We start from the raw sequence: 21,010 nt of genomic DNA on the forward strand, positions 1-21,010 counted from the left end.
GGAAGTTGTGCCGCGGCGGCGGGCAGGAGGTCGCCCACTCCAGCGAACGGCCGTAGCCCCACGGGTCGTCCACCTCGATCTTCTTGCCGTACTTGGCGGTCTTCCAGATGTTGTAGAAGAACGGCAGGAGCGACATGCCGAGCAGGAAGGAGAAGACACTCGACACGGTGTTGAGCGCCGTCAGCCCCTCCACCGCCAGATAGTCCGGGATCCGGCGCTGCATGCCGTTCGCGCCCAGCCAGTGCTGGACCAGGAAGGTGCCGTGGAAGCCCGTGAACAGTGTCCAGAAGGTGATCTTGCCCAGGCGCTCGTCCAGCATCTTGCCGGTGAACTTCGGCCACCAGAAGTGGAAGCCGGCGAACATCGCGAACACCACGGTGCCGAACACCACGTAGTGGAAGTGCGCCACCACGAAGTACGAGTCCGAGACGTGGAAGTCGATGGGAGGCGACGCCAGCATGACACCGGTCAGACCACCGAAGAGGAAGGTGATCAGGAAGCCGGTGGACCACAGCATCGGTGTCTCGAAGGACAGCGAGCCCTTCCACATGGTGCCGATCCAGTTGAAGAACTTCACACCGGTCGGGACCGCGATCAGGAAGGTCATGAAGGAGAAGAACGGCAGCAGCACGCCGCCCGTGACGTACATGTGGTGCGCCCACACCGTCACCGACAGGCCCGCGATCGCGATCGTCGCGCCGATCAGACCCATGTAGCCGAAGATCGGCTTGCGGGAGAAGACCGGGATGATCTCACTGACGATGCCGAAGAACGGCAGCGCGATGATGTACACCTCTGGATGCCCGAAGAACCAGAACAAGTGCTGCCACAGCAACGCCCCGCCGTTGGACGAGTCGAAGATGTGGGCACCGAACTTGCGGTCGGCCTCCAGCGCGAACAGGGCCGCGGCCAGCACCGGGAAGGCCAGCAGGACCAGCACACCGGTCAGCAGCACGTTCCAGGTGAAGATCGGCATGCGGAACATGGTCATGCCGGGCGCGCGCATGCAGATGATCGTGGTGATGAAGTTGACCGAGCCGAGGATGGTGCCGAAGCCGGAGAAGGCCAGACCCATGATCCACAGGTCACCGCCGATACCGGGCGAGTGCACCGCGTCCGACAGCGGCGAGTAGGCGAACCAGCCGAAGTCGGCCGCGCCCTGCGGGGTCAGGAACCCGCCCACCGCGATGGTCGAGCCGAACAGGTACAGCCAGTAGGCGAACATGTTCAGCCGGGGGAACGCCACGTCCGGCGCGCCGATCTGCAGCGGCATGATCCAGTTCGCGAAGCCCGCGAACAGCGGCGTCGCGAACATCAGCAGCATGATCGTGCCGTGCATCGTGAACGCCTGGTTGAACTGCTCGTTCGACATGATCTGCAGACCAGGCCGGGCGAGTTCGGCGCGCATGAACAGCGCCATCACGCCGCCGATCACGAAGAACGCGAACGACGTCACCAGGTACATGGTGCCGATCGTCTTGTGGTCAGTGGTCGTGAGCCACTTGATCACGACGTTGCCGGGCTGCTTGCGCCGTACCGGCAGCTCGTTCTCGTACGAGTCCTCCGCTGCCGAGGCACCCTGGGGTTCGTTGAGGATGCTCACAGGTTGTTCGTCTCCCGGTTCTTCTCGTGGCTCGTCTGAGCGATGCCCGCGGGAACGTAACCGGTCTGCCCCTTCTTCGCGAGGTCCTGGAGGTGCTGCTCGTAGCGCTCCGGGGAGACGACCTTGACGTTGAACAGCATCCGGGAGTGGTCCACGCCGCACAGTTCGGCGCACTTGCCCAGGAAGGTCCCCTCCTTGTTGGGGGTCACCTCGAAGGCGTTGGTGTGGCCCGGAATCACGTCCTGCTTCATGAGGAACGGCACCACCCAGAAGGAGTGGATGACGTCACGCGAGGTCAGGACGAAGCGGACCGTCTTGCCCTTGGGGAGCCAGAGGGTCGGGCCGGGGTTTCCGGTCTGCGGGTTCTCCGTGCCGGGGGTACCGCAGTCGTAGACACCGCCGGCGTTCGCCGGGAAGTCCTCGATGAACCGGTCCGGGATGCCGGCCAGTTCCTTGGAGGTCTTGGCGTCGCCGGTGGAGCCCGGGACGTCCTCGATGTGGTTGAAGCACCAGCTCCACTGGAAGCCGACCACGTTGACCGTGACGTCGGGCTTCTTCTTGAGGCTCATGAGATCGGACTCGTCACGCGCGGTGAAGTAGAACAGCACCGAGACGATGACGAGCGGAACCATGGTGTACAGCGCCTCGATGGGCAGGTTGTACCTGGTCTGCGGAGGGACCTCGACCTTGGTGCGGCTGCGCCGGTGGAAGAAGACACTCCACAGGATCAGGCCCCACACCAGCACGCCGGTGGCCAGCGCGGCGGCCCAGGAGCCCTGCCACAGGGAGAGGATCCGCGGAGCCTCTTCCGTGGTTGGGGTGGGCATGCCGAGGCGGGGGAAGTCCTCGTATGTGCAACCGGTGGCGGTCGCCAGGACCAGGCCCGCGGTCAGTGCCTGCAGCAGCTTCCGCCGCATCGGGCGCCGCGGCGAGCGGTCGGAGCCGTTGGGACTCACGTAGCGCCTTCCCGAGAGTCTCGCCCGCGCGGTTGGCTGCGGCCTGCCTTCTCGCTGGTCGGTCGCCGCCCTGCGTCGGGCAGGGGTTTGATGTTTATGCGGACCAAACCCTAGCCGACGCTCTTCGGGGGGTCGCGGGGAGGGTGGCATACGCGCCGGGGGTCACTCTTTAAGGGTGCGATGGGGGGCCCGCGGGGCGGGACCGGGGTGTTTCGTTGGCGGCTGACGGTGCGTCGTGGTGGTTCGCGCCCGCGCGGCGGAGCCGCACATGTCACAGCCCCGCGCCCCTGACGGGGCGCTGCGGCCCCCGGCGTTCTAGCGTTGGGCCGTGGCCTACTTCGATGCTGCTTCCGCTGCTCCCCTTCATCCCGTTGCCCGGCAGGCGCTGTTGGCGTCCCTCGACGAGGGGTGGGCCGATCCCGCTCGGCTCTACCGGGAGGGGCGGCGGGCCCGGCTGCTGCTCGATGCCGCTCGGGAGGCGGCGGCCGAGGCCGTGGGGTGCCGGGCGGACGAGTTGGTGTTCACCCCTTCGGGGACGCGGGCGGTGCATTCAGGGATGGCGGGGGCGCTGGCCGGGCGGCGGCGCGTCGGGCGTCACCTGATCGTGTCAGCGGTCGAACACTCCTCCGTACTGCATGCGGCCGAGGCGCACGAGGCGGCCGACGGCGGGAGTGTCACGCAGGTACCCGTCGAGCGGACGGGCGCGGTCGATCCGGCGGCGTACGCGGCCGCCCTGCGCGAGGACACGGCGCTGGCCTGCCTCCAGTCGGCCAACCACGAGGTGGGCACCGAGCAGCCGGTGGCGGAGGTGGCGCGGGCCTGCCGGGCGGCGGGCGTGCCGCTGCTGGTGGACGCCGCCCAGTCGCTGGGCTGGGGCCGGGTCGAGGGCGACTGGTCGTTGCTCACGGCCGGCGCGCACAAGTGGGGCGGGCCCTCGGGGGTGGGGCTGCTCGTCGTACGCAAGGGGGTCCGGTACGCGCCGCAAGGGCCCGGGGACGAGCGGGAGTCGGGGCGGGCGCCCGGGTTCGAGAACCTGCCGGCGATCGTGGCCGCGGCGGCGTCGCTGCGGGCGGTGCGGGCCGAGGCGGCGGCGGAGGCGGCCCGGCTGCGGGAGCTGACGGAGCGGATCCGGTCCCGGGTGCCCGGCCTGGTGCCGGACGTGGAGGTGGTCGGCGATCCCTCGCGCCGGCTGCCCGGGATCGTCACCTTCTCGTGTCTCTATGTCGACGGGGAGACCTTGCTGCACGAACTGGACCGCGCCGGTTTCTCCGTGTCGTCCGGATCGTCCTGCACGAGCAGCACGCTGACGCCGAGCCACGTCCTGCGGGCGATGGGGGTGCTCAGCGAGGGAAACGTCCGGGTGTCGCTGCCGCCTGGGACCACGGCGGAGGACGTCGAGCGGTTCCTGGAGGTGCTGCCGGGCACGGTGGCCGCGGTGCGCGAGAAGCTGGGGGCGCCGACCGCGACGGAGACCGTCCGCGCGGCCGGCCCCGACCTCGTCGTGGACGCGCTGGGCCGGCGCTGCCCCGTTCCGGTGATCGAACTGGCCAAGGTCATCGGCGACGTCCCCGTGGGCGGCACGGTCCGCGTCCTCTCCGACGACGAGGCGGCCCGCCTGGACGTCCCCGCGTGGTGCGAGATGCGGGGCCAGGAGTACGTGGGCGAGGAGAAGGCGGACAGGGGAAGCGCGTACTTGGTCCGCCGGGTCAGCTGACGCCCCTGAGGGGCGCGGGGCGGTGCCGATGTGCGGCTCCGCCGCGTGGGCGCGACGAACCCCGACGCACCCGCCCACGACACCGCACATCAAGGGGCTCCCCCGTAGTCGCCCCCCTCTTCAGCCCAGGTGCGCCTGCACCTCGGTCGCGGCCTCGTCGCCGTACGCCTTCGTGAACCGCTCCATGAAGTGCCCGCGCCGCAGCTGGTACTCCTGCGTCCCCACCGTCTCGATGACGAGCGTCGCCAGCATGCACCCCACCTGTGCCGCCCGCTCCAGCGAGACCCCCCACGCCAGTCCCGACAGGAACCCGGCGCGGAAGGCGTCGCCGACGCCCGTGGGGTCGGCCTTGCGCTCCTCGTCGGGGACGCCGACCTCGATGGTCTCGCCGCCGGCCCGCTCGATGCGCACGCCCCGCGCGCCGAGGGTGGTGACGCGGTGGCCGACGCGGCCGAGGATCTCCTCGTCCGTCCAGCCGGTCTTGGTCTCGATGAGCCCCTTCTCGTACTCGTTGGAGAAGAGGTAGGTCGCCCCGTCCAGCAGTATCCGGATCTCGTCGCCGTTCATCCGGGCGATCTGCTGGGAGAAGTCCGCGGCGAAGGGGATGGACCGGGCGCGGCACTCCTCCGTGTGCCGGAGCATCGCCTCCGGGTCGTCGGCGCCGATGGAGACCAGGTCGAGGCCGCCCACGCGGTCCGCGACGGTCTTCAGCTCGATGAGGCGGGCCTCGCTCATCGCGCCCGTGTAGAAGGAGCCGATCTGGTTGTGGTCGGCGTCGGTGGTGCAGACGAAGCGGGCGGTGTGCAGGGTCTCGGAGATGCGGACCGAGCTGGTGTCGACGCCGTGCCGGTCCAGCCAGGCCCGGTACTCGTCGAAGTCCGCGCCGGCCGCGCCGACCAGGACCGGCCGGGTGCCGAGCTGGCCCATGCCGAAGGCGATGTTCGCGGCGACGCCGCCCCGGCGTACGTCCAGCTGGTCGACCAGGAAGGAGAGCGAGACCGTGTGCAGCTGGTCCGCGACGAGCTGGTCCGAGAAGCGGCCGGGGAAGGTCATGAGGTGGTCGGTGGCGATGGAGCCGGTGACTGCGATGCGCACGGCAGGGACTCTCTCCTGAGGGGAGGCGGGTTGTCGGTTCACGCTACCCGGCGGCGCCGTCAGGCTGAAGCAGGCGAAACTACCCGGTAGTACAACTTTCTCCGTGGTACGGGACGTGCCTACGGTTCTGTCATGACGAACCTGAGGACCGTCGATCCCGCTCCGGCCGACCTGGACGGCGACCTGGCGTCGCTGCGCGGTGACTGCGCCCGGATGACCCCGCGCTGGTCGGCGCCGGTCCACGTCTCCCCCCGGCCGGTGCCCCTCACCCTCATCCACGGCGTCCGGGTGCCGCCCGCCTCGGCCCGGTTGCTGGACGCGATGTCGGACTACGGCGACTGAGCGGGCCCCGGGCGGCCCCGGGGCCGTTCGGGCGACGTGCGCCGTCACCGGGAACCGGATCCCGGCCCACCGCGTCCCATCGCTGTCCCCAGTAACGGCCGAAGGAGCGATGCGGTGAACACCGAGCGACCCGACAACGACGACACCACCGGTGCCGAGGCGGGCGGCGGGCGTCCCGCGCGGCGGCGCCCCGGAGCGGTCGCGTCGGTCGCCGCCGCCGTACTGCTGCTGGGTGGCGGCGGCGCCTACCTGGCCACGTCCGCCACCGGGGACGACACGGACGGCGGTACGGCGTCCGGGGCCCCGGGCGACGACACTCCCCCGCCGCTGCCCCTCGACGACCACGGGGCGGCGTCCCCGTCGTCCCCGGAGGGCGGCTCGAACGGCATCGCGCCGGGCGAGCCCGACCCGTACGGCGTCACCTACCGCGCCGACGGGCCGCTCCCCGAGGGGCCCGGCTCGGCGCCGGTGTACCGGGCCGAGGGCGACGTCGGCGAGGCCGAGGTGGCCCGGCTGGCCGAGGCGCTGGGCATCGAGGGCGCGCCCCGCACCCAGGGCGAGGCGTGGAAGGTCGGCAATGCCCGGGACGGTTCCGGGCCGCTGCTCACGGTGAGCCGGCAGGCGCCGGGCACCTGGACCTTCCACCGCTACGCGCCCGGCACCGACAACTGCAAGAAGGGCGCCGTCTGCAAGGGCCCCTCGGCCGGCGGGGACCCGGTGGGCGAGGCGGCCGCGAAGAAGGCGGCGGCGCCGGTGCTGAAGGCGCTGGGCCAGGACGGCGCCAAGCTGGACGCGAGCCAGGTCATGGGTGCCCGGCGGGCCGTGAACGCGGAACCCGAGGTGGGCGGGCTGCCCACGTACGGCTGGACGACCGGGGTCGTCGTCGACGCGCGGGGCGAGGTGGTCGGCGGCAGCGGTCAGGTGAAGGAGCCGGTCAAGGGGGACACATATCCCGTCCTGAACGCCGAGGAGACGCTGGCGCTGCTGAACGCGCCGGGTGCCGGGGCCGGTGCGAAGGTCGGCGGCATCGGCGGCTGTGCCGGTCCCGTGCCGTACCAGGACCGTGCGGACCAGCCGTGCGCGCCGCCGACCGGCGCTCCGGAGCGGCCCGGGGCGGGGAAGAAGCGGGTCGCCACCGTCGAGGACGCGGTGTTCGGGCTGGCCGCGCATCCGGTGCGGGGACGGCAGACGCTGGTGCCGTCCTGGCTGTTCGAGGTGCGGGCGCCGGGGGCGCGGGACGCCGTGACGCTCACGTATCCGGCGGTCGAGCCGAAGTACCTGACCGCCGCGGCCCCCGCCGAGCCGTCCCCGGCCCCGTCCGACGAACCGGCCTCGAAGCCCGGGCAGCCGCGGGACGTGCGGGTGAGCGGCTACACGGCCGCCGACGGCGAGCTGACCGTGCACTTCACGGGCGGGGTGTGCGCCGACTACGACGCGAAGGCCGAGGAGAGCGGCGGCAAGGTGACCGTCACGGTGACCGAGACGCCGCACCCGGACAAGGTCTGCGTGCTGATCGCCAAGGAGTACGAGCGGACGGTGCCGCTCGACGAGCCGCTGGGCGACCGGACGGTCGTGGGCAAGGACGGCAAGGACATCCCCGTCCACAAGCCGGGGGCGCGGCTGCCGGCTCCGTCCGGGGGCCGGTGACGCCGCCCGCGGCGGGACGCCGACGCGGACGGCGAGGAGACGCGGACGGCGAGGACGCGGCAGAAGGGCGGTGGCCCGGGACGGATCCCGGGCCACCGCCCTTCTCACGCGCGGGCCGCGCGGCGGCCCGGCCTGTCAGCTGAAGGAGTCGCCGCAGGCGCAGGAGCCCGTCGCGTTCGGGTTGTCGATCGTGAAGCCCTGCTTCTCGATCGTGTCCACGAAGTCGATGGTGGCGCCGCCGAGGTACGGGGCGCTCATGCGGTCGGTGGTGACCTTGACGCCGCCGAAGTCCTTCACCACGTCGCCGTCGAGCGAGCGCTCGTCGAAGAAGAGCTGGTACCGCAGGCCGGAGCAGCCGCCGGGCTGGACGGCGACGCGCAGCGCGAGGTCGTCACGGCCTTCCTGGTCGAGCAGCGCCTTGACCTTCGACGCGGCGGCGTCGGTCAGGATGATGCCGTCGGTGACGGTGGTGGTCTCGTCCGATACGGACATCTACATCTCTCCCGGGTTGTACGGAGACTGCTTGCCGACGGTTTCAACCGACGGAGCCGCGGATCTATTCCGGGCGGGGCCGAGTCTTTGTCCTCGGCGTTCCCTTCATGCTCGCACACGCCCCGGCCGGCGGTCAGCGGCCCGTGGACGGCGGCCGCGGAGGGCGGCTCGGGCGCCGGGATTCACGTCACACCGACACTATGGGCATCGTCAAAGTGACGTGAACCGGTTATGATATATAGCGTCAGTTCGACGAAAAGGGTCGACGAAAAGTAGAAAGGGTGCGTGTCGTGACCACCGCCCAAACCCAGGAGCTCGACGTACAGCCGACGCCCCTCGCCCTGCTGCTGCTCGGCCGCGAGGCCGACCCGAGGAGCGAGCGCGGTGTGGAGTGCCCCGGGGACCTGCCCTCGGCCTCCGACCCGGACCTGGTCGCGCGCGCCCGCGCGGCCAAGGAGAAGCTCGGTGACAAGGTCTTCGTCCTCGGTCACCACTACCAGCGCGACGAGGTCATCCAGTTCGCCGACGTCACGGGCGACTCCTTCAAGCTGGCCCGGGACGCGGCCGCCCGCCCGGAGGCCGAGTACATCGTCTTCTGCGGTGTGCACTTCATGGCGGAGTCGGCCGACATCCTGACCTCGGACGACCAGAAGGTGGTGCTGCCCGACCTGGCGGCCGGCTGTTCCATGGCGGACATGGCCACCGCCGAGCAGGTCGCCGAGTGCTGGGACGTGCTGACCGAGGCCGGGATCGCCGAGCAGGTCGTGCCCGTGTCGTACATGAACTCGTCCGCGGACATCAAGGCGTTCACCGGCAAGCACGGCGGCACCATCTGCACCTCCTCCAACGCCGAGCGCGCCCTGAATTGGGCCTTCGAGCAGGGTGAGAAGGTCCTCTTCCTGCCGGACCAGCACCTCGGCCGCAACACGGCGGTGCGGGACCTGGGGATGTCCCTGGAGGACTGCGTCGTCTACAACCCGCACCGGCCGAACGGCGGGCTGACGGCCGAGGAGCTGCGCGCCGCGAAGATGATCCTGTGGCGGGGTCACTGCTCGGTGCACGGCCGCTTCAGCCTCGACTCGGTGAACGACGTGCGGGAGCGCATACCGGGCGTGAACGTCCTGGTGCACCCCGAGTGCAAGCACGAGGTCGTCGCGGCGGCGGACCACGTCGGCTCGACCGAGTACATCATCAAGGCCCTGGAGGCGGCCCCGGCCGGTTCCAAGTGGGCCATCGGGACCGAGCTGAACCTGGTCCGACGCCTGGCGAACCGTTTCGCCGCCGAGGACAAGGAGGTCGTCTTCCTCGACAAGACGGTCTGCTTCTGCTCGACCATGAACCGCATCGACCTGCCGCACCTGGTCTGGACCCTGGAGTCGCTGGCCGAGGGCACCCTGGTCAACCGCATCGAGGTCGACAAGGAGACGGAGGCGTTCGCGAAGCTGGCGCTGGAGCGGATGCTGGCGCTGCCGTAACCCGGTCGGCCCAGTCGGGCGGGAAGCCCACGGCCGCGGTGTCAGTCCGCTGCCGTAGGCTTCCCGCCGCACACCGACTGGGAGGATCCAGAGCATTGACCGGCCTGTCCGCTTTCCCGCTGCCCTTCCACTCGACCCGCTCCATACCGTCCGTCAAACCCCGGACGCTGCGGGAGCTCGAGATGATGCGGTGCAGCGCCCACATCCGGTCGAAGCCGGAGTGGTCCGACAAGATGAACGACCCCGCCGTCGTCGCCAGATGGTCGCGGGAAGCGGTCGCCCAGGGCCTCACCGGGGCGCAGGCGCGTTACGTGCTCGCCGAACTCGCGCACTACGCCGCGCTGCGGGACGCGCGGACCGGCGTCGAGGTCTCCGCCGTCGACGGGGTGTGGCAGTCGGACACACTGATCGACGACAGGCTGCGCTCCCGGCTGCGCGAGGCGGTCCGGGTCCTGGAAGAGGTCCCCGAAGAAGCGCGGGACTGGCATCCCGGGTCCGGCGGCCAGGTACTGGACCTGGTCCACCCCTCCCTGTTCTGCCTGGTGCGGGAGGCGAGCGGCGCCCCCGAGCGGGCCTGGCGGAACCCGACGGACCAGTACTCGACGTACGAGTTCTCGGAGAGGTTCCAGTGGCTGCCCACGGACGTGGACGTGAGCGACGACGGCGAGGTCGCCTTCCGTTCGTACGTCAACAACGTGCACCCCGAGCACCATCGCGAACTGGCCTCCGTCCTGCCGGACCTGTTCGCGCGCATGCGGCCGCTGCTGGAGAACGTGCTCACCGACCTGCGCCATCCGCGTCCGCTGCGGATCGAGGCCGATCCCTACGGGTGGTACGACGAGTCTCAGGAGCCGGAGGAGCCCGAGGAGTCCGACTTCAGCGACGAAAAGGCCTACGAAGAGGCCGTGCAGGCCTGGGAGGACGCCTGCGACGACTGGTGGGAGAACCGCCGCCCGAACGTCCCGGACGCCCCGGTCTTCACCCCGCCCGAGACGCCCGGCGACACGGCACGCGTCGACCTGCGCGGCCGCCGTCTCCAGGTCGTCGTCAAGCTCGCCACCATCCACCTCACCCCGGACAAGCCCGAGTACGCGGGCGGGTCCTGGCATGTCGAGGGCATGCTGAACGAGCGGATCGTCTCGACCGGCATCTACTACTGGGACAGCGAGAACATCACCGAGAGCCGGCTGAGCTTCCGGACGGCGTGCGACGACCCGCGCTACGAGCAGAACGACCGCAAGGGTCTGCGTGAGGTCTACGGCCTGGAGGACGAGGACGCGCTGAACCAGGTGCTGGGGTCGGCGCCGACCCCCGCGGGCCGCTGCCTGGCCTTCCCGAACGTCCTGCAGCACCGCGTCGGCCCGTTCCGTCTCGCGGACCCCACCCGTCCGGGGCATCGCAAGATCCTCGCGTTCTTCCTGGTCGACCCGTCGGAGACGCTCGTCTCGACGTCCGACGTGCCGCCGCAGCAGCCGTGGTCCGACACCTCGACCATGACGCTGGACCAGGCCAGGGACTACCGCGAACAGCTCATGCGGGAACGCAAGTTCTTCGTCGACGAGCACAACGAGCAGCTCTACGAGCGCGAGTTCTCCCTGTGTGAGCACTGAGGAGACGCGAAGGGCGCCCCCGTGGAAAGTCCACGGGGGCGCCCTTTTTTGGTCGTACCGGCGGGTGTCAGACCTGGGCCGGCTCCGGTTCCTCCGAGGGCCGCGACTGCTCGGGCAGGCCCTTCTTCGCGGCCCGCTTCTTCGCGCGCCGCTCCTTGCGGAGCTCCAGCATCGCGTAGAGCGTCGGGACCAGGAGCAGGGTCAGCAGCGTCGACGTGATCAGACCGCCGATCACGACCACCGCGAGCGGCTGGGCGATGAAGCCGCCCTCGCCGGTGACGCCCAGCGCCATCGGGAGCAGGGCGAAGATCGTCGCCAGGGCCGTCATGAGGATGGGCCGCAGACGGTGGCGGCCGCCCTCGATCACCGCTTCGACGACGCCGTAGCCCTGCTTGCGGTACTGGTTGATCAGGTCGATCAGCACGATGGCGTTGGTGACCACGATGCCGATCAGCATCAGCATGCCGATCATCGCCGGGACGCCCATCGGGGTGCCCGTGACGATCAGCAGGCCGATGGCGCCGGTCGCCGCGAACGGGATGGACACCAGCAGGATCAGCGGCTGGGCCAGCGACCGGAAGGTGCCGACCAGCAGCATGAACACGATGGCGATCGCCGCGAGCATGGCGAGGCCCAGGTTGACGAAGGCCTCGTCCTGGTCCGCGGTGACGCCGCCGATCTCGGCCGTGGCGCCGGTCGGCAGATCCAGGCCGTTGATCTTCGACTGGAGGTCCGCGCCGACCGCGCCGGTGTTGTCACCGGTCGGCTTGGCGGTGATGGTCGCCGCGCGCTGCCCGTCGATGCGGGTCATCGAGACCGGTCCGTCGACCAGCTGCACGGTGGCGATGTCACCGAGCTTGACCGCGCCCAGGTTCAGCGCCTTCAGCTCGGCGATCGTCTCGGCGGGCCGGGCCGACTTGATGACCACGTCGCGCTCGGTGTCGTCCAGGGTGGCCTTGGCGGCCGGGGTGCCGCGCACCGCTTGGGCGACGGCCGCGCCGAGGGTCTGGTCGGTGAAGCCGGCCCCGGCGGCCTTCGCGTTGGCCTTGACGGAGATCCGCGGCACGCTCTGCGCCAGGTCGCTGGTGACGTCGGTGACGTCGTCGAGCCCGGCGACCGTCTTGCGGACCTGCTCGGCGGCGTCGCGGAGCACCTGCGCGTCGGCCGCCTTGACGACGACGCTCAGGTCCTGGCTGCCGAAGCCGTCACCGGCGGCGATGGTGGTGGTGCCGATGCCGTCGCCGAGCTTCGCCAGCCCGTCCTCGATGTGGTCCTGGACGTCCTCGGCGGACGCGGAGTCCTCCAGCATGAGCTGGTACGAGGCCTGGTTGGTGTCCGTGCCGCCGCCGAAGGCGGCCATGAAGCCGGACGAACCGATGGTGACCTGGTAGTCCTTGACGCCCTCGGTGTCGCCGAGCAGCTTCTCGACCTTCTTCGCCTGCTCGTCGGTCGCGCCGAGGCTGGTGCCGGGCTTCAGCTCCTGCTTGACGCTGAGGACCTTCTGCTCGCCCTGGTCGAAGAAGTTGGTCTTCAGCAGCGGCGCCATGCCGAAGGTGCCGACCAGGACGACGATCGCGATGGCCACGCTGGTCAGCCGGCGGCGGGTGGCGAAACGCAGGACGGGGACGTAGAAGCGCTGGAGGCGGCTCTTGGCCTCCTTCTCCTCGGCCAGCCTGCGGGCCTCGGCCGCGTCCTCCGGTGTGCCCTTCGGGGGCCGCAGGAACCAGTACGACAGCACCGGGACGACCGTCAGCGACACCAGCAGGGACGCCAGCAGCGCCGCGGTGACGGTGAGGCTGAAGGAGCCGAACAGCTCCCCGACCATGCCGCCGACCAGGCCGATCGGCAGGAACACGGCGACCGTGGTGAGGGTGGAGGAGGTGACCGCTCCGGCGACCTCGCGGACGGCACCCAGGATGGCGTCCTTGCGCTCCTCGCCGTAGCCGAGGTGCCGCTTGATGTTCTCCAGGACGACGATCGAGTCGTCGACGACGCGGCCGATGGCGATGGTCAGCGCGCCCAGCGTCAGCATGTTGAGCGACAGGTCGCGCGTCCACAGCACGATCAGCGCCAGCACCACCGACAGCGGGATGGAGACCGCGGTCACCAGGGTGGAGCGGATCGACGCCAGGAAGACCAGGATGACCAGGACGGCGAAGAGCAGACCGAGCCCGCCCTCCGTGGTCAGGCCCGAGATGGCCTTGGAGACGGCCGGGCCCTGGTCGCTGACGACGGTGAGGGTCGCGCCGGCTCCGAGCTGCTCGCGCAGGTCGGGCAGCTTGTCCTCGACGGCGTTCGAGATGGAGACCGCGCTGCCGTCGTGGTCCATCGTCACGGCGACCGCGAGGGACGGCTTGCCGTTGGTACGGGTGAGGGAGTCGGCCTTGGCCTCTTCCTCCTTGACGGTGGCGACGTCGCCGAGGCGGACCGGCTTGCCGACGCCCTCGCCGGTGATCATGAGGTCCTGGATCTGCTTCAGCGAGGTGAAGCCGCCGCCGACCTGGACGGTGCGGTTGGCGCCGCCCTCGTCGAAGGAACCGGCCGGGACGGTCGCACCGCCCGCCTGGAGGGACTGGGCGAGCACCTGCGGGCTCACCTTGGCCGCGGCCAGCTTCGCCGGGTCCGGCGTGACGGTGACCTGGACGTCGCGGACGCCGTCGACCACGACCTGGGCGACGCCGTCGATGTCCTTCAGCTCGGAGACGACGGTCTTGTCGAGCTGGTCGGCCAGCGCCTGCTGGTCCTTGTCCGAGGTGACGGCGAGGACGACGGTCGGGATGTCGTCCGTCGAGCCGGAGATGACCTGCGGGTCCACGTCGTCCGGGAGCTGGGCGCGGGCCCGGTTCACGGCCTGCTGGACGTCGGCGACCAGCTGCTGGGTGTTCGGGCCGAAGTCGAAGGACGCCATGATGACGGCGTTGCCCTCACTGGCCGTGGAGGTGACGCCCGAGATCCCGTCGACCGCTTCGAGGCTGTCCTCGATCGGCTCGACGACCTGCTTCTCGACCACGTCCGGCGAGGCACCCTGGTACGGGGCCAGCACCGACACCATGGGCAGTTCGATGGTGGGCAGCAGCTGCTGCTTGAGCTGGGGGATCGCGATCGCCCCGAAGACGAGCGCGACGATCGACATCAGCCCTATCAGGGCCCGTTGCGCGAGGCTGAATCTCGACAGCCAGGACATGGATCAGGGTCTCTCTTCTGTGGCCGAGCGGGGGACGGGGCACATGGCGGCGCCGGGCGCGGGCGGCACAGGAGAGCGCCCACCCCAACACCCTGGGCCATGCGCGCCCCCGCATCCCTAGGCCCCAGGTCCATTTCCTCACCCCCCGCCTACTCCCACCGCAGTACACGGGGGGAGAGGTCACTCCACCCTTGGACGTACCAGCCCGGATTCGTACGCGATGACGACCAGCTGGGCGCGGTCGCGGGCGCCCAGTTTCGCCATGGCCCGGTTCACGTGGGTCTTCACGGTGAGCGGGCTGACCTCGAGGCGCTCGGCGATCTCGTCGTTGGGGTGCCCGCCGGCGACCTGGACCAGTACCTCGCGCTCCCGCACGGTCAGCGACTCCAGCCGTTCGGCGCGGGCCGGGTCGCGCTCCTCGTCGGCCGTGTCGTGCTGGGCCAGGAAGCGGGCGATCAGCCCCTTGGTGGCGGTCGGCGACAGCAGCGCCTCGCCGCCGGCCGCGACCCGGATCGCGCTGAGCAGCTCCTCGGGCTCGGAGCCCTTGCCGAGGAAGCCGGAGGCCCCGGCGCGCAGCGACTGCACCACGTAGTCGTCGACCTCGAAGGTGGTCAGTATGACCACCCGGACGTGGGCGAGGGCCGGGTCGGCGCTGATCATGCGGGTGGCGGCGAGACCGTCCGTGCCGGGCATCCGGATGTCCATCAGCACCACGTCGGCCCGCTGCTCGGCGGCCAGCCGGGCCGCCTCCGCGCCGTCGGACGCCTCCCCCACCACCTCCATGTCGGGCTCGGAGTCGACCAGCACCCGGAAGGCGCTGCGCAGCAGCGCCTGGTCGTCGGCGAGCAGGACACGGATCGTCATACGGGGTCCTTGGTGGCTGCGGAGGCTTTGGTGGCGGCGTCGGTGCGGCTCTTGACCGGAAGGATCGCATGCACGCGGAAACCGCCTCCGTAGCGGGGACCGGTGGTGAGGGTGCCGCGCACGGCGGTGACCCGCTCGCGCATGCCGAGCAGCCCGTGTCCGCCGCCCTCGGCGGGGGCGTCCGGGGCCTCGCCCTCGCCGGTCCCGTCGTCGAGCACGGTCACCTCGATGTTCGGCCCCACCCGCACGACGCTGACCTCGGCCTTCGCCTGCCGTCCCGCGTGCTTCTGCACATTGGTCAGCGCCTCCTGGATGATGCGGTACGCGGCCAGGTCGACGGCGGCGGGCAGCTCGGTGCCCTGGTCGGTGCGGGCCACCTCGACCCGCAGTCCGGCGTGGTGGAAGGTGCCCACGAGTTCGTCGAGGCGGGCGAGGCCCGGGGCGGGCTCGGTCGGTGCCTCCGGGTCGCCGGACTGGCGGAGCAGCCCGACGGTGGCCCGCAGCTCGTCCAGCGCGCTGCGGCTGGCCTCCCGTACGTGGGCGAGCGCCTCCTTGGCCTGGTCGGGCCGCTTGTCCATGACGTGCGAGGCGACCCCGGCCTGCACGTTGACCAGGGCGATGTGGTGGGCGACGACGTCGTGCAGGTCGCGGGCGATGCGCAGCCGTTCCTCGGCGACCCGGCGGCGCGCCTCCTCCTCCCGGGTGCGCTCGGCCTTCTCCGCCCGGTCCCGGATGGCCTGCACGAAGGCGCGGCGGCTGCGGACGGCGTCCCCGGCGGTGGCGCCGATGCCGGTCCAGGCGAAGACGGCGAGGTTCTCCTGCGCGTACCAGGGCAGGGGGCCGGCCAGCATCGCGGCGCCGGTGAGCACCGTCATGGTGAGCAGGCCGACCCGCCAGGTGGTGGGCCGGTCGGTGGAGGCGGCGACGGTGTAGAGGGCGATGACGGCCGACATGACGACCGGGGCGCGCGGGTCTCCGGTGACGCTCTCGACGACGGAGACACCGCCGGTGACGAAGAGGACCGCCATCGGCGCCCGGCGGCGGAAGGCGAGCGCGGCGGCGCCGACGGTCATGAGGGCGAGGCTGAGCGCGTCGGGGGTGCGCAGGCCCCAGCTGACGCCCTCCGGGCCGTGCGGGTCCACGAAGGAGCCGGCGACCATGCACAGCAGGACGGCCGCGGCGAGGGCGGCGTCCATGGCGGAGGGGTGGGCGCCGATGGTGCAGCGGGCGCGGGCGAGGGTGCTCACGGTTTTTTACGGTAACTGGAGTGGGGGTGTCTTATGAGGGGCCCGCATGCAGTGGGCGTCCTGCTGGGGGCTGCGCCCCCAGGCCCCCGCTTCGGCCTGGACGGCCTCGTCCTCAAACGCCGGACGGGCTGATTATTACCGGCCCGCGTCAGCAAGGCGCCGTCAGGCACTCCCCGGGATGAGGCCGTCGTCGCTCAGGAGCTCCTGGACCTCCTCCAGAGTGGCGTCCGGGGACGGGAGGATGAGGTCGGACGGCTCCAGGCTGTCGTCCGGGAGGGGCTCGCCCAGTTCGCGGACCTTGGCCAGGAGGGCCTGGAGGGTCGCGCGGAAGCCGGGGCCGTCGCCGTTCTCCATCTCGGCCAGGAGCTCGTCGTCCAGCCTGTTCAGCTCACCGAGCCGGCCGTCGGCCAGCGTGAGCTGTCCCTCCCCCATGATCCGTACGATCATGTCGGCCCTCCTAGCCGTGGGCTACTGCTTGTCGAAGCGCGGGGTGTCCTGCGGCTGCTGCTGGGACTGCGACGGGGCCTGCCCCTGTCCCTGGCCGCCCTCGATGGCCTGGCGGTCGGAGGTGGACCCCCCGGCCAGCTCGGCCTTCATGCGCTGCAGTTCCAGCTCTACATCCGTACCACCGGAGAGCCGGTCCAGCTCGGCCTGGATGTCGTCCTTGTGCATGCCGGACTGGTCGTCGAGGGCGCCGGAGGCGAGCAGCTCGTCGATGGCCCCGGCCCGGGCCTGGAGCTGGGCGGTCTTGTCCTCGGCCCGCTGAATGGCCAGGCCGACGTCGCCCATCTCCTCGGAGATGCCGGAGAACGCCTCCCCGATGCGGGTCTGCGCCTGGGCGGCCGTGTAGGTGGCCTTGATGGTCTCCTTCTTGGTGCGGAAGGCGTCCACCTTGGCCTGGAGGCGTTGGGCCGCCAGAGTGAGCTTCTCCTCCTCGCCCTGGAGCGTGGCGTGCTGCGTCTCCAGGTCGGTGACCTGCTGCTGGAGCGCGGCGCGCCGGGACAGGGCCTCGCGGGCCAGGTCCTCGCGGCCGAGCGCCAGTGCCTTGCGGCCCTGGTCCTCCAGCTTGCCCGACTGGGACTGGAGCTGGTTGAGCTGCAGCTCAAGGCGCTTGCGGCTGGTCGCCACGTCGGCGACGCCGCGGCGCACCTTCTGCAGCAGCTCCAGCTGTTTCTGGTACGAGTAATCGAGGGTCTCGCGCGGGTCCTCGGCCCGGTCAAGGGCCTTGTTGGCCTTCGCGCGGAAGATCATCCCCATACGCTTCATGACACCGCTCATGGGCTTCGCGCGCCCCCTTCTGACCGACTCCGGCTTCAGCACCTGCGACAGAACCCACAGTACGGGCCCTGCATCCATTACCGCACTGTTCGGGGACGGATGCGCTCATCCCCAAGGACGACTGCGTACGTTCCCCGTCCGGCGCAGGGAGTAGGTGCTCCCCGGGGTTGTCCGGAAAGTCCCGCTGTCCGGGGCTGTACGCAACGTCCCCTCTGTCCCCTTACAGACGACCGGCGTTGCCGGATCGTTCCCCACCGGACTGGGGTCCACACCCCGGCACCCCGTACCCTTGGGTTTTGTGTTCCGTAGCCGTGCCAAGGATGAGAAGGCCCAGAGCGCCGTCAGTGCGCCGGTGACCGACTCCAAGCAGCCCCGTGACCCGCAGGCCCCGAAGGGAAGGCCCACGCCCAAGCGCAGTGCGGCCCAGTCCCAGCGCCGCAGCGTCGCCAACACGCCGATGACGCGCAAGGACGCCGCCAAGCGCCAGCGCGAGGAGCGGCGGACCGCGATGGCCCGGCAGCGCGAGGCGCTGGCCAAGGGCGACGAGCGGTACCTGCCGGCCCGGGACAAGGGCCCGGTCCGCAAGTTCGCGCGTGACTTCGTCGACTCGCGGTTCAACATCGCGGAGTACTTCCTGCCGATGGCCGTGATCATCCTCGTGCTGAGCATGGTCCGGGTGGGCTCACTGCAGAACATCGCGCTGCTGCTGTGGCTCGTCGTCATCGTGCTGATCGTGCTGGACTCGATCGTCAGCGGCTTCCGGCTGAAGAAGCGGCTCGCCGAGCGCTTCCCGGACGAGCGCCGCCGCGGCGCGGTCGCGTACGCGCTGATGCGCTCGCTCCAGATGCGCCGGCTGCGGCTGCCCAAGCCCCAGGTCAAGCGCGGGGAACGGCCCTGAGCACGACGCCGTTCACCGAGGGCGCGGCCGAGGCCTGGACAGCGGGACTGTCCGGGCTTCGCAACGTGGTGCGGCAGGAGCTGGTGGCCCGGCAGCTGGACGAGCAGATAGCCGGGCGCTTCGCCGTGGGCAGACGGCTGCGCGTGCTCGACGTCGGGATGGGCCAGGGCACCCAGGCGCTGCGGCTGGCCCGGGCCGGGCACCAGGTGACCGGCGTGGAGCGGGAGGCGACGATGATCGCCGCCGCGCGCGAGGCCCTGGCCGGTCAGCCCGAGGGCATCCGGGAGCGGATGCGGATCGTCGAGGGCGACGGCCGGGACACCGGCGTGCACTTCCTGCCGGGCAGCTTCGACGTGGTGCTGTGCCACGGCGTGCTCATGTACGTCGAGGAGCCCGACCCGCTGCTCGCGGGGCTGGCGCGGATGCTCGCGCCCGGCGGCCTGCTGTCCCTCGTGGTGCGCAACGGCGACGCGCTCGCGCTGCGCCCCGGTCTGCACGGTGACTGGGCGGGCGCGCTGGCCGCCTTCGACACCACGAACTACCGCAACCGCCTGGGCCTCGACGTCCGCGCGGACCGCCTGTCGACGCTGACGGCGAAGCTCGCGGGCATCGGCGCCCCGCTGCACACCTGGTACGGCGTACGGGTCTTCACGGACACGGCGCCCGACGGGACCACGCCCCCCGACGACCTCGACGCCCTGCTGGCCGCCGAGGAACGGGCCGGCCGCACCGACCCGTACCGCGCGGTCGCGGCGCTGCTGCACCTGTGCGGGGTGCGGGGCTAGCCGGCGCCGCCCCGGCTCCGGCGCCCGTTCGGGTGTTCACCGGGGGCCGGGTGCCGGGGGCGCGGTGAGACTCGGGCCATGGACACTTCCCGCGCCCGTCTGCGCCGTCTGCTCGCCTCGGTGGCCGTGCCGGTCTGCTCCCTGCTGCTCGCGACCGGCTGCTCCGACGCCGGTCCGGGCACCGACCGGGGGTCCGGGAGCGCACGGGAGGGCGACCCGGCGCGGGCCGCGGTGCCGCGCGCGGCCAGCGACCTCCAGGCCGACTACGAGCGGGTGATCAAGGACGTACTGCCGTCGGTCGTGCAGATCCAGGCGGGCGACTCGCTGGGGTCGGGGGTCGTGTACGACGACCGGGGTCACATCGTCACCAACGCCCACGTCGTCGGCGACGGCAAGTCCTTCCGGGTGACGACGGCCCGCGCCGAGGGCTCGCTGACCGCGAAGCTGGTCTCGTCCTACCCGGAGCAGGACCTGGCGGTCATCAAGCTCGACAAGGTGCCCGACGGGATGAAGGCGGCCCGTTTCGGGGACTCCGGGAAGGTCGAGGTCGGGCAGATCGTGCTGGCGATGGGCTCGCCGCTCGGCCTGTCCTCCAGCGTGACGCAGGGCATCGTGTCGGCGACCGGGCGGACCGTGACGGAGGGCAGCAGCGGGGGCGGCACGGGCGCGACCATCGCCAACATGGTGCAGACGTCGGCGGCCATCAACCCCGGCAACAGCGGGGGCGCCCTGGTGAACCTGGACGGCCGGGTGATCGGCATCCCGACCCTGGCGGCCACCGATCCGGGCCTCGGCGACAGCGCGGCGCCCGGCATCGGCTTCGCGATCCCGGCGTCGATGGTGACGACGGTGGCCGGGCAGATCGTCAAGGACGGCAAGGTCACCGACTCGGGCCGGGCCGCGCTGGGCATCACCGCCCGCACGGTCGTCGACGACAGCTACCGCCCCGCCGGGGTGGCCGTCGTCGAGGTGAGCGACGGCGGGCCGGCCGACGACGCCGGGCTGCGGCCCGGGGACGTCGTCGTCGGGCTCGGGGGCACGGACATCACCACCATCACCTCGCTGTCGGAGGCCCTGGCGTCGATGCGGCCGGGCGACCGCACCAAGGTGACGTACACCCGCGACGGCGACGAGCACACCGCCGAGGTGACGCTGGGCGAGCAGTGACGGGGGCGAAGCCGCCCCCGCCCCGCCCCCGGGCCACGGCCCTCAGTCCTCGGCCCCGGCCTCCTCGGCCTCCGCCTCCTCGGCGTGCAGGCTCATCGGGCCGTAGATCTCGGCGGAGTCCTCGAAGAGCCGCACCTGGTCGGTGCCGCCCTCCTGGAGGTCCTTCCAGTGCTCCCCGATCCAGGACTCGGCGTCCCCTTGCGTGGTGAACTCCTCGGGCTGCACCGCGGGCTGGACCTCCGTCCCGCCGGCCGTCTCGAACCGCCACGTCCATGCCGCCATGTACGCCTCCAAGATGTGAGCACATGCAGAGCGGAAGCCGGATCTTGGTCCGGCCCCCGCCCGCAGCCTATGCGCTCGGCCGGGCACTCCGTAGAACGCCGGGAGACAAGATCCTGCGACGGGAACGGCCCCGCCGCGCGCCCCCTGGGGGGACTCGGACGCGCACGTCGCCGGGTGACCGGTAAAAATCGGTGCGTGGACGTGACTCTGCTCGGCACCGGTGCCCCCGCGGGACTGCCCCGCCCCGACTGTCCCTGCGCGGCCTGTGCCGCGGCGCAGGGCGAGCACGCGCGCGCGGCGACCGCGCTGCTGGTGGACGGGGCGCTGCTGCTCGACCTGACGCCCGGCGCCGTGTTCGCCGCCGCGCGGGC

The 21,010-nt window shown here is 71.3% G+C and carries 18 protein-coding genes and 1 pseudogene; 9 read left to right on the plus strand and 10 right to left on the minus strand.

Going from position 1 to position 21,010, the window contains the following annotated elements; all coding sequences use genetic code 11:
- Together ctaD and ctaC are read right to left on the minus strand one after the other, a co-directional pair.
- A partial coding sequence (gene ctaD / locus BZZ08_RS34855; RefSeq protein ID WP_104636198.1) for an aa3-type cytochrome oxidase subunit I occupies nucleotides 1-1,603 on the minus strand: 1,603 nt, incomplete at its 3' end.
- Entirely contained in the window at nucleotides 1,600-2,559 is a 960-nt protein-coding gene (gene ctaC, locus BZZ08_RS34860) for an aa3-type cytochrome oxidase subunit II (RefSeq protein ID WP_104636199.1), read from the minus strand. The genes ctaD and ctaC, both read right to left, overlap by 4 nt.
- A gap of 328 nt (nucleotides 2,560-2,887) precedes the next feature.
- On the opposite strand from ctaC, the gene BZZ08_RS34865 reads away from it, so the two are divergent.
- Nucleotides 2,888-4,273, plus strand: coding sequence for a cysteine desulfurase/sulfurtransferase TusA family protein (locus BZZ08_RS34865; RefSeq protein ID WP_104636200.1), 1,386 nt, complete (start codon nucleotides 2,888-2,890; stop codon nucleotides 4,271-4,273).
- A gap of 120 nt (nucleotides 4,274-4,393) precedes the next feature.
- Here the strand turns inward: BZZ08_RS34865 and BZZ08_RS34870 are convergent, their stop codons facing one another.
- Nucleotides 4,394-5,368, minus strand: coding sequence for a carbohydrate kinase family protein (locus BZZ08_RS34870; RefSeq protein WP_104636201.1), 975 nt, complete (start codon nucleotides 5,366-5,368; stop codon nucleotides 4,394-4,396).
- A gap of 132 nt (nucleotides 5,369-5,500) precedes the next feature.
- Here BZZ08_RS34870 and BZZ08_RS34875 point away from each other — a divergent pair, with 132 nt between their 5' ends.
- Both BZZ08_RS34875 and BZZ08_RS34880 read left to right on the plus strand, forming a co-directional pair.
- A complete protein-coding gene (locus BZZ08_RS34875) occupies nucleotides 5,501-5,710 on the plus strand; it encodes a hypothetical protein (protein WP_104636202.1) in 210 nt (69 codons plus the stop codon).
- 114 nt (nucleotides 5,711-5,824) lie between these two features.
- Nucleotides 5,825-7,357, plus strand: coding sequence for a hypothetical protein (locus BZZ08_RS34880; protein ID WP_104636203.1), 1,533 nt, complete (start codon nucleotides 5,825-5,827; stop codon nucleotides 7,355-7,357).
- A gap of 135 nt (nucleotides 7,358-7,492) precedes the next feature.
- On the opposite strand, the gene BZZ08_RS34885 is transcribed toward BZZ08_RS34880, so the two are convergent.
- A complete protein-coding gene (locus BZZ08_RS34885) occupies nucleotides 7,493-7,849 on the minus strand; it encodes a HesB/IscA family protein (RefSeq protein WP_052839876.1) in 357 nt (118 codons plus the stop codon).
- Nucleotides 7,850-8,139: 290 nt separating this feature from the next.
- Between BZZ08_RS34885 and nadA the strand changes: the two genes are divergently transcribed.
- Both nadA and BZZ08_RS34900 read left to right on the plus strand, forming a co-directional pair.
- Nucleotides 8,140-9,324 carry a quinolinate synthase NadA gene (gene nadA / locus BZZ08_RS34895; protein WP_104636212.1) on the plus strand — a complete coding sequence of 395 codons (1,185 nt, stop codon included), beginning with the start codon at nucleotides 8,140-8,142 and terminating at the stop codon, nucleotides 9,322-9,324.
- Between the two features lie 95 nt (nucleotides 9,325-9,419).
- Nucleotides 9,420-10,934: a DUF4246 domain-containing protein gene (locus tag BZZ08_RS34900; protein ID WP_104636205.1), complete on the plus strand. Its 1,515-nt coding sequence runs from the start codon at nucleotides 9,420-9,422 to the stop codon at nucleotides 10,932-10,934.
- A gap of 67 nt (nucleotides 10,935-11,001) precedes the next feature.
- On the opposite strand, the gene BZZ08_RS34905 is transcribed toward BZZ08_RS34900, so the two are convergent.
- From BZZ08_RS34905 to BZZ08_RS34925, 5 genes are all read right to left on the minus strand, one after another.
- Nucleotides 11,002-14,118 carry an efflux RND transporter permease subunit gene (locus BZZ08_RS34905; protein WP_104636206.1) on the minus strand — a complete coding sequence of 1,039 codons (3,117 nt, stop codon included), beginning with the start codon at nucleotides 14,116-14,118 and terminating at the stop codon, nucleotides 11,002-11,004.
- Between the two features lie 180 nt (nucleotides 14,119-14,298).
- Nucleotides 14,299-14,982 carry a response regulator gene (locus BZZ08_RS34910; protein WP_104636207.1) on the minus strand — a complete coding sequence of 228 codons (684 nt, stop codon included), beginning with the start codon at nucleotides 14,980-14,982 and terminating at the stop codon, nucleotides 14,299-14,301.
- On the minus strand, nucleotides 14,979-16,229 hold the full coding sequence (locus BZZ08_RS34915) for a sensor histidine kinase (RefSeq protein WP_104636208.1): 1,251 nt from the start codon (nucleotides 16,227-16,229) through the stop codon (nucleotides 14,979-14,981). Before BZZ08_RS34915 ends, BZZ08_RS34910 begins: the two co-directional genes overlap by 4 nt.
- A 162-nt stretch (nucleotides 16,230-16,391) precedes the next feature.
- Entirely contained in the window at nucleotides 16,392-16,676 is a 285-nt protein-coding gene (gene pspAA / locus BZZ08_RS34920; protein WP_104636209.1) for a PspA-associated protein PspAA, read from the minus strand.
- A 21-nt stretch (nucleotides 16,677-16,697) separates the two neighbouring features.
- Nucleotides 16,698-17,495: a PspA/IM30 family protein gene (locus tag BZZ08_RS34925; protein ID WP_274543304.1), complete on the minus strand. Its 798-nt coding sequence runs from the start codon at nucleotides 17,493-17,495 to the stop codon at nucleotides 16,698-16,700.
- Between the two features lie 271 nt (nucleotides 17,496-17,766).
- Here BZZ08_RS34925 and BZZ08_RS34930 point away from each other — a divergent pair, with 271 nt between their 5' ends.
- The 3 genes from BZZ08_RS34930 to BZZ08_RS34940 all read left to right on the plus strand — a co-directional run bounded on the left by BZZ08_RS34930 (nucleotide 17,767) and on the right by BZZ08_RS34940 (nucleotide 20,357).
- Complete coding sequence (locus tag BZZ08_RS34930) at nucleotides 17,767-18,405, plus strand: DUF3043 domain-containing protein (protein WP_104636213.1); 639 nt, start codon at nucleotides 17,767-17,769, stop codon at nucleotides 18,403-18,405.
- An 83-nt stretch (nucleotides 18,406-18,488) separates the two neighbouring features.
- Nucleotides 18,489-19,190 carry a class I SAM-dependent methyltransferase gene (locus BZZ08_RS34935; RefSeq protein WP_104636214.1) on the plus strand — a complete coding sequence of 234 codons (702 nt, stop codon included), beginning with the start codon at nucleotides 18,489-18,491 and terminating at the stop codon, nucleotides 19,188-19,190.
- A 78-nt stretch (nucleotides 19,191-19,268) separates the two neighbouring features.
- Entirely contained in the window at nucleotides 19,269-20,357 is a 1,089-nt protein-coding gene (locus BZZ08_RS34940) for a S1C family serine protease (RefSeq protein WP_104636210.1), read from the plus strand.
- A 42-nt stretch (nucleotides 20,358-20,399) separates the two neighbouring features.
- Here BZZ08_RS34940 and BZZ08_RS34945 read toward each other — a convergent pair whose 3' ends face one another.
- Nucleotides 20,400-20,639: a hypothetical protein gene (locus tag BZZ08_RS34945; protein WP_104636211.1), complete on the minus strand. Its 240-nt coding sequence runs from the start codon at nucleotides 20,637-20,639 to the stop codon at nucleotides 20,400-20,402.
- Between the two features lie 195 nt (nucleotides 20,640-20,834).
- Here BZZ08_RS34945 and BZZ08_RS39730 point away from each other — a divergent pair.
- Nucleotides 20,835-21,010: pseudogene (locus tag BZZ08_RS39730) on the plus strand (bifunctional adenosylcobinamide kinase/adenosylcobinamide-phosphate guanylyltransferase); the annotation flags it as partial.

Source organism: Streptomyces sp. MH60 (assembly GCF_002939385.1).
Taxonomy (GTDB): domain Bacteria; phylum Actinomycetota; class Actinomycetes; order Streptomycetales; family Streptomycetaceae; genus Streptomyces.

Excerpts from the sequence above, each read along its gene's own strand:
- BZZ08_RS34925 (WP_274543304.1), bottom strand. The coding sequence starts at position 17,495 with ATGAAGCGTATGGGGATGATCTTCCGCGCGAAGGCCAACAAGGCCCTT.
- BZZ08_RS34905 (WP_104636206.1), bottom strand. The coding sequence starts at position 14,118 with ATGTCCTGGCTGTCGAGATTCAGCCTCGCGCAACGGGCCCTGATAGGG.
- BZZ08_RS34940 (WP_104636210.1), top strand. The coding sequence starts at position 19,269 with ATGGACACTTCCCGCGCCCGTCTGCGCCGTCTGCTCGCCTCGGTGGCC.
- BZZ08_RS34875 (WP_104636202.1), top strand. The coding sequence starts at position 5,501 with ATGACGAACCTGAGGACCGTCGATCCCGCTCCGGCCGACCTGGACGGC.
- pspAA (WP_104636209.1), bottom strand. The coding sequence starts at position 16,676 with ATGATCGTACGGATCATGGGGGAGGGACAGCTCACGCTGGCCGACGGC.
- BZZ08_RS34945 (WP_104636211.1), bottom strand. The coding sequence starts at position 20,639 with ATGGCGGCATGGACGTGGCGGTTCGAGACGGCCGGCGGGACGGAGGTC.
- BZZ08_RS34910 (WP_104636207.1), bottom strand. The coding sequence starts at position 14,982 with ATGACGATCCGTGTCCTGCTCGCCGACGACCAGGCGCTGCTGCGCAGC.
- BZZ08_RS34885 (WP_052839876.1), bottom strand. The coding sequence starts at position 7,849 with ATGTCCGTATCGGACGAGACCACCACCGTCACCGACGGCATCATCCTG.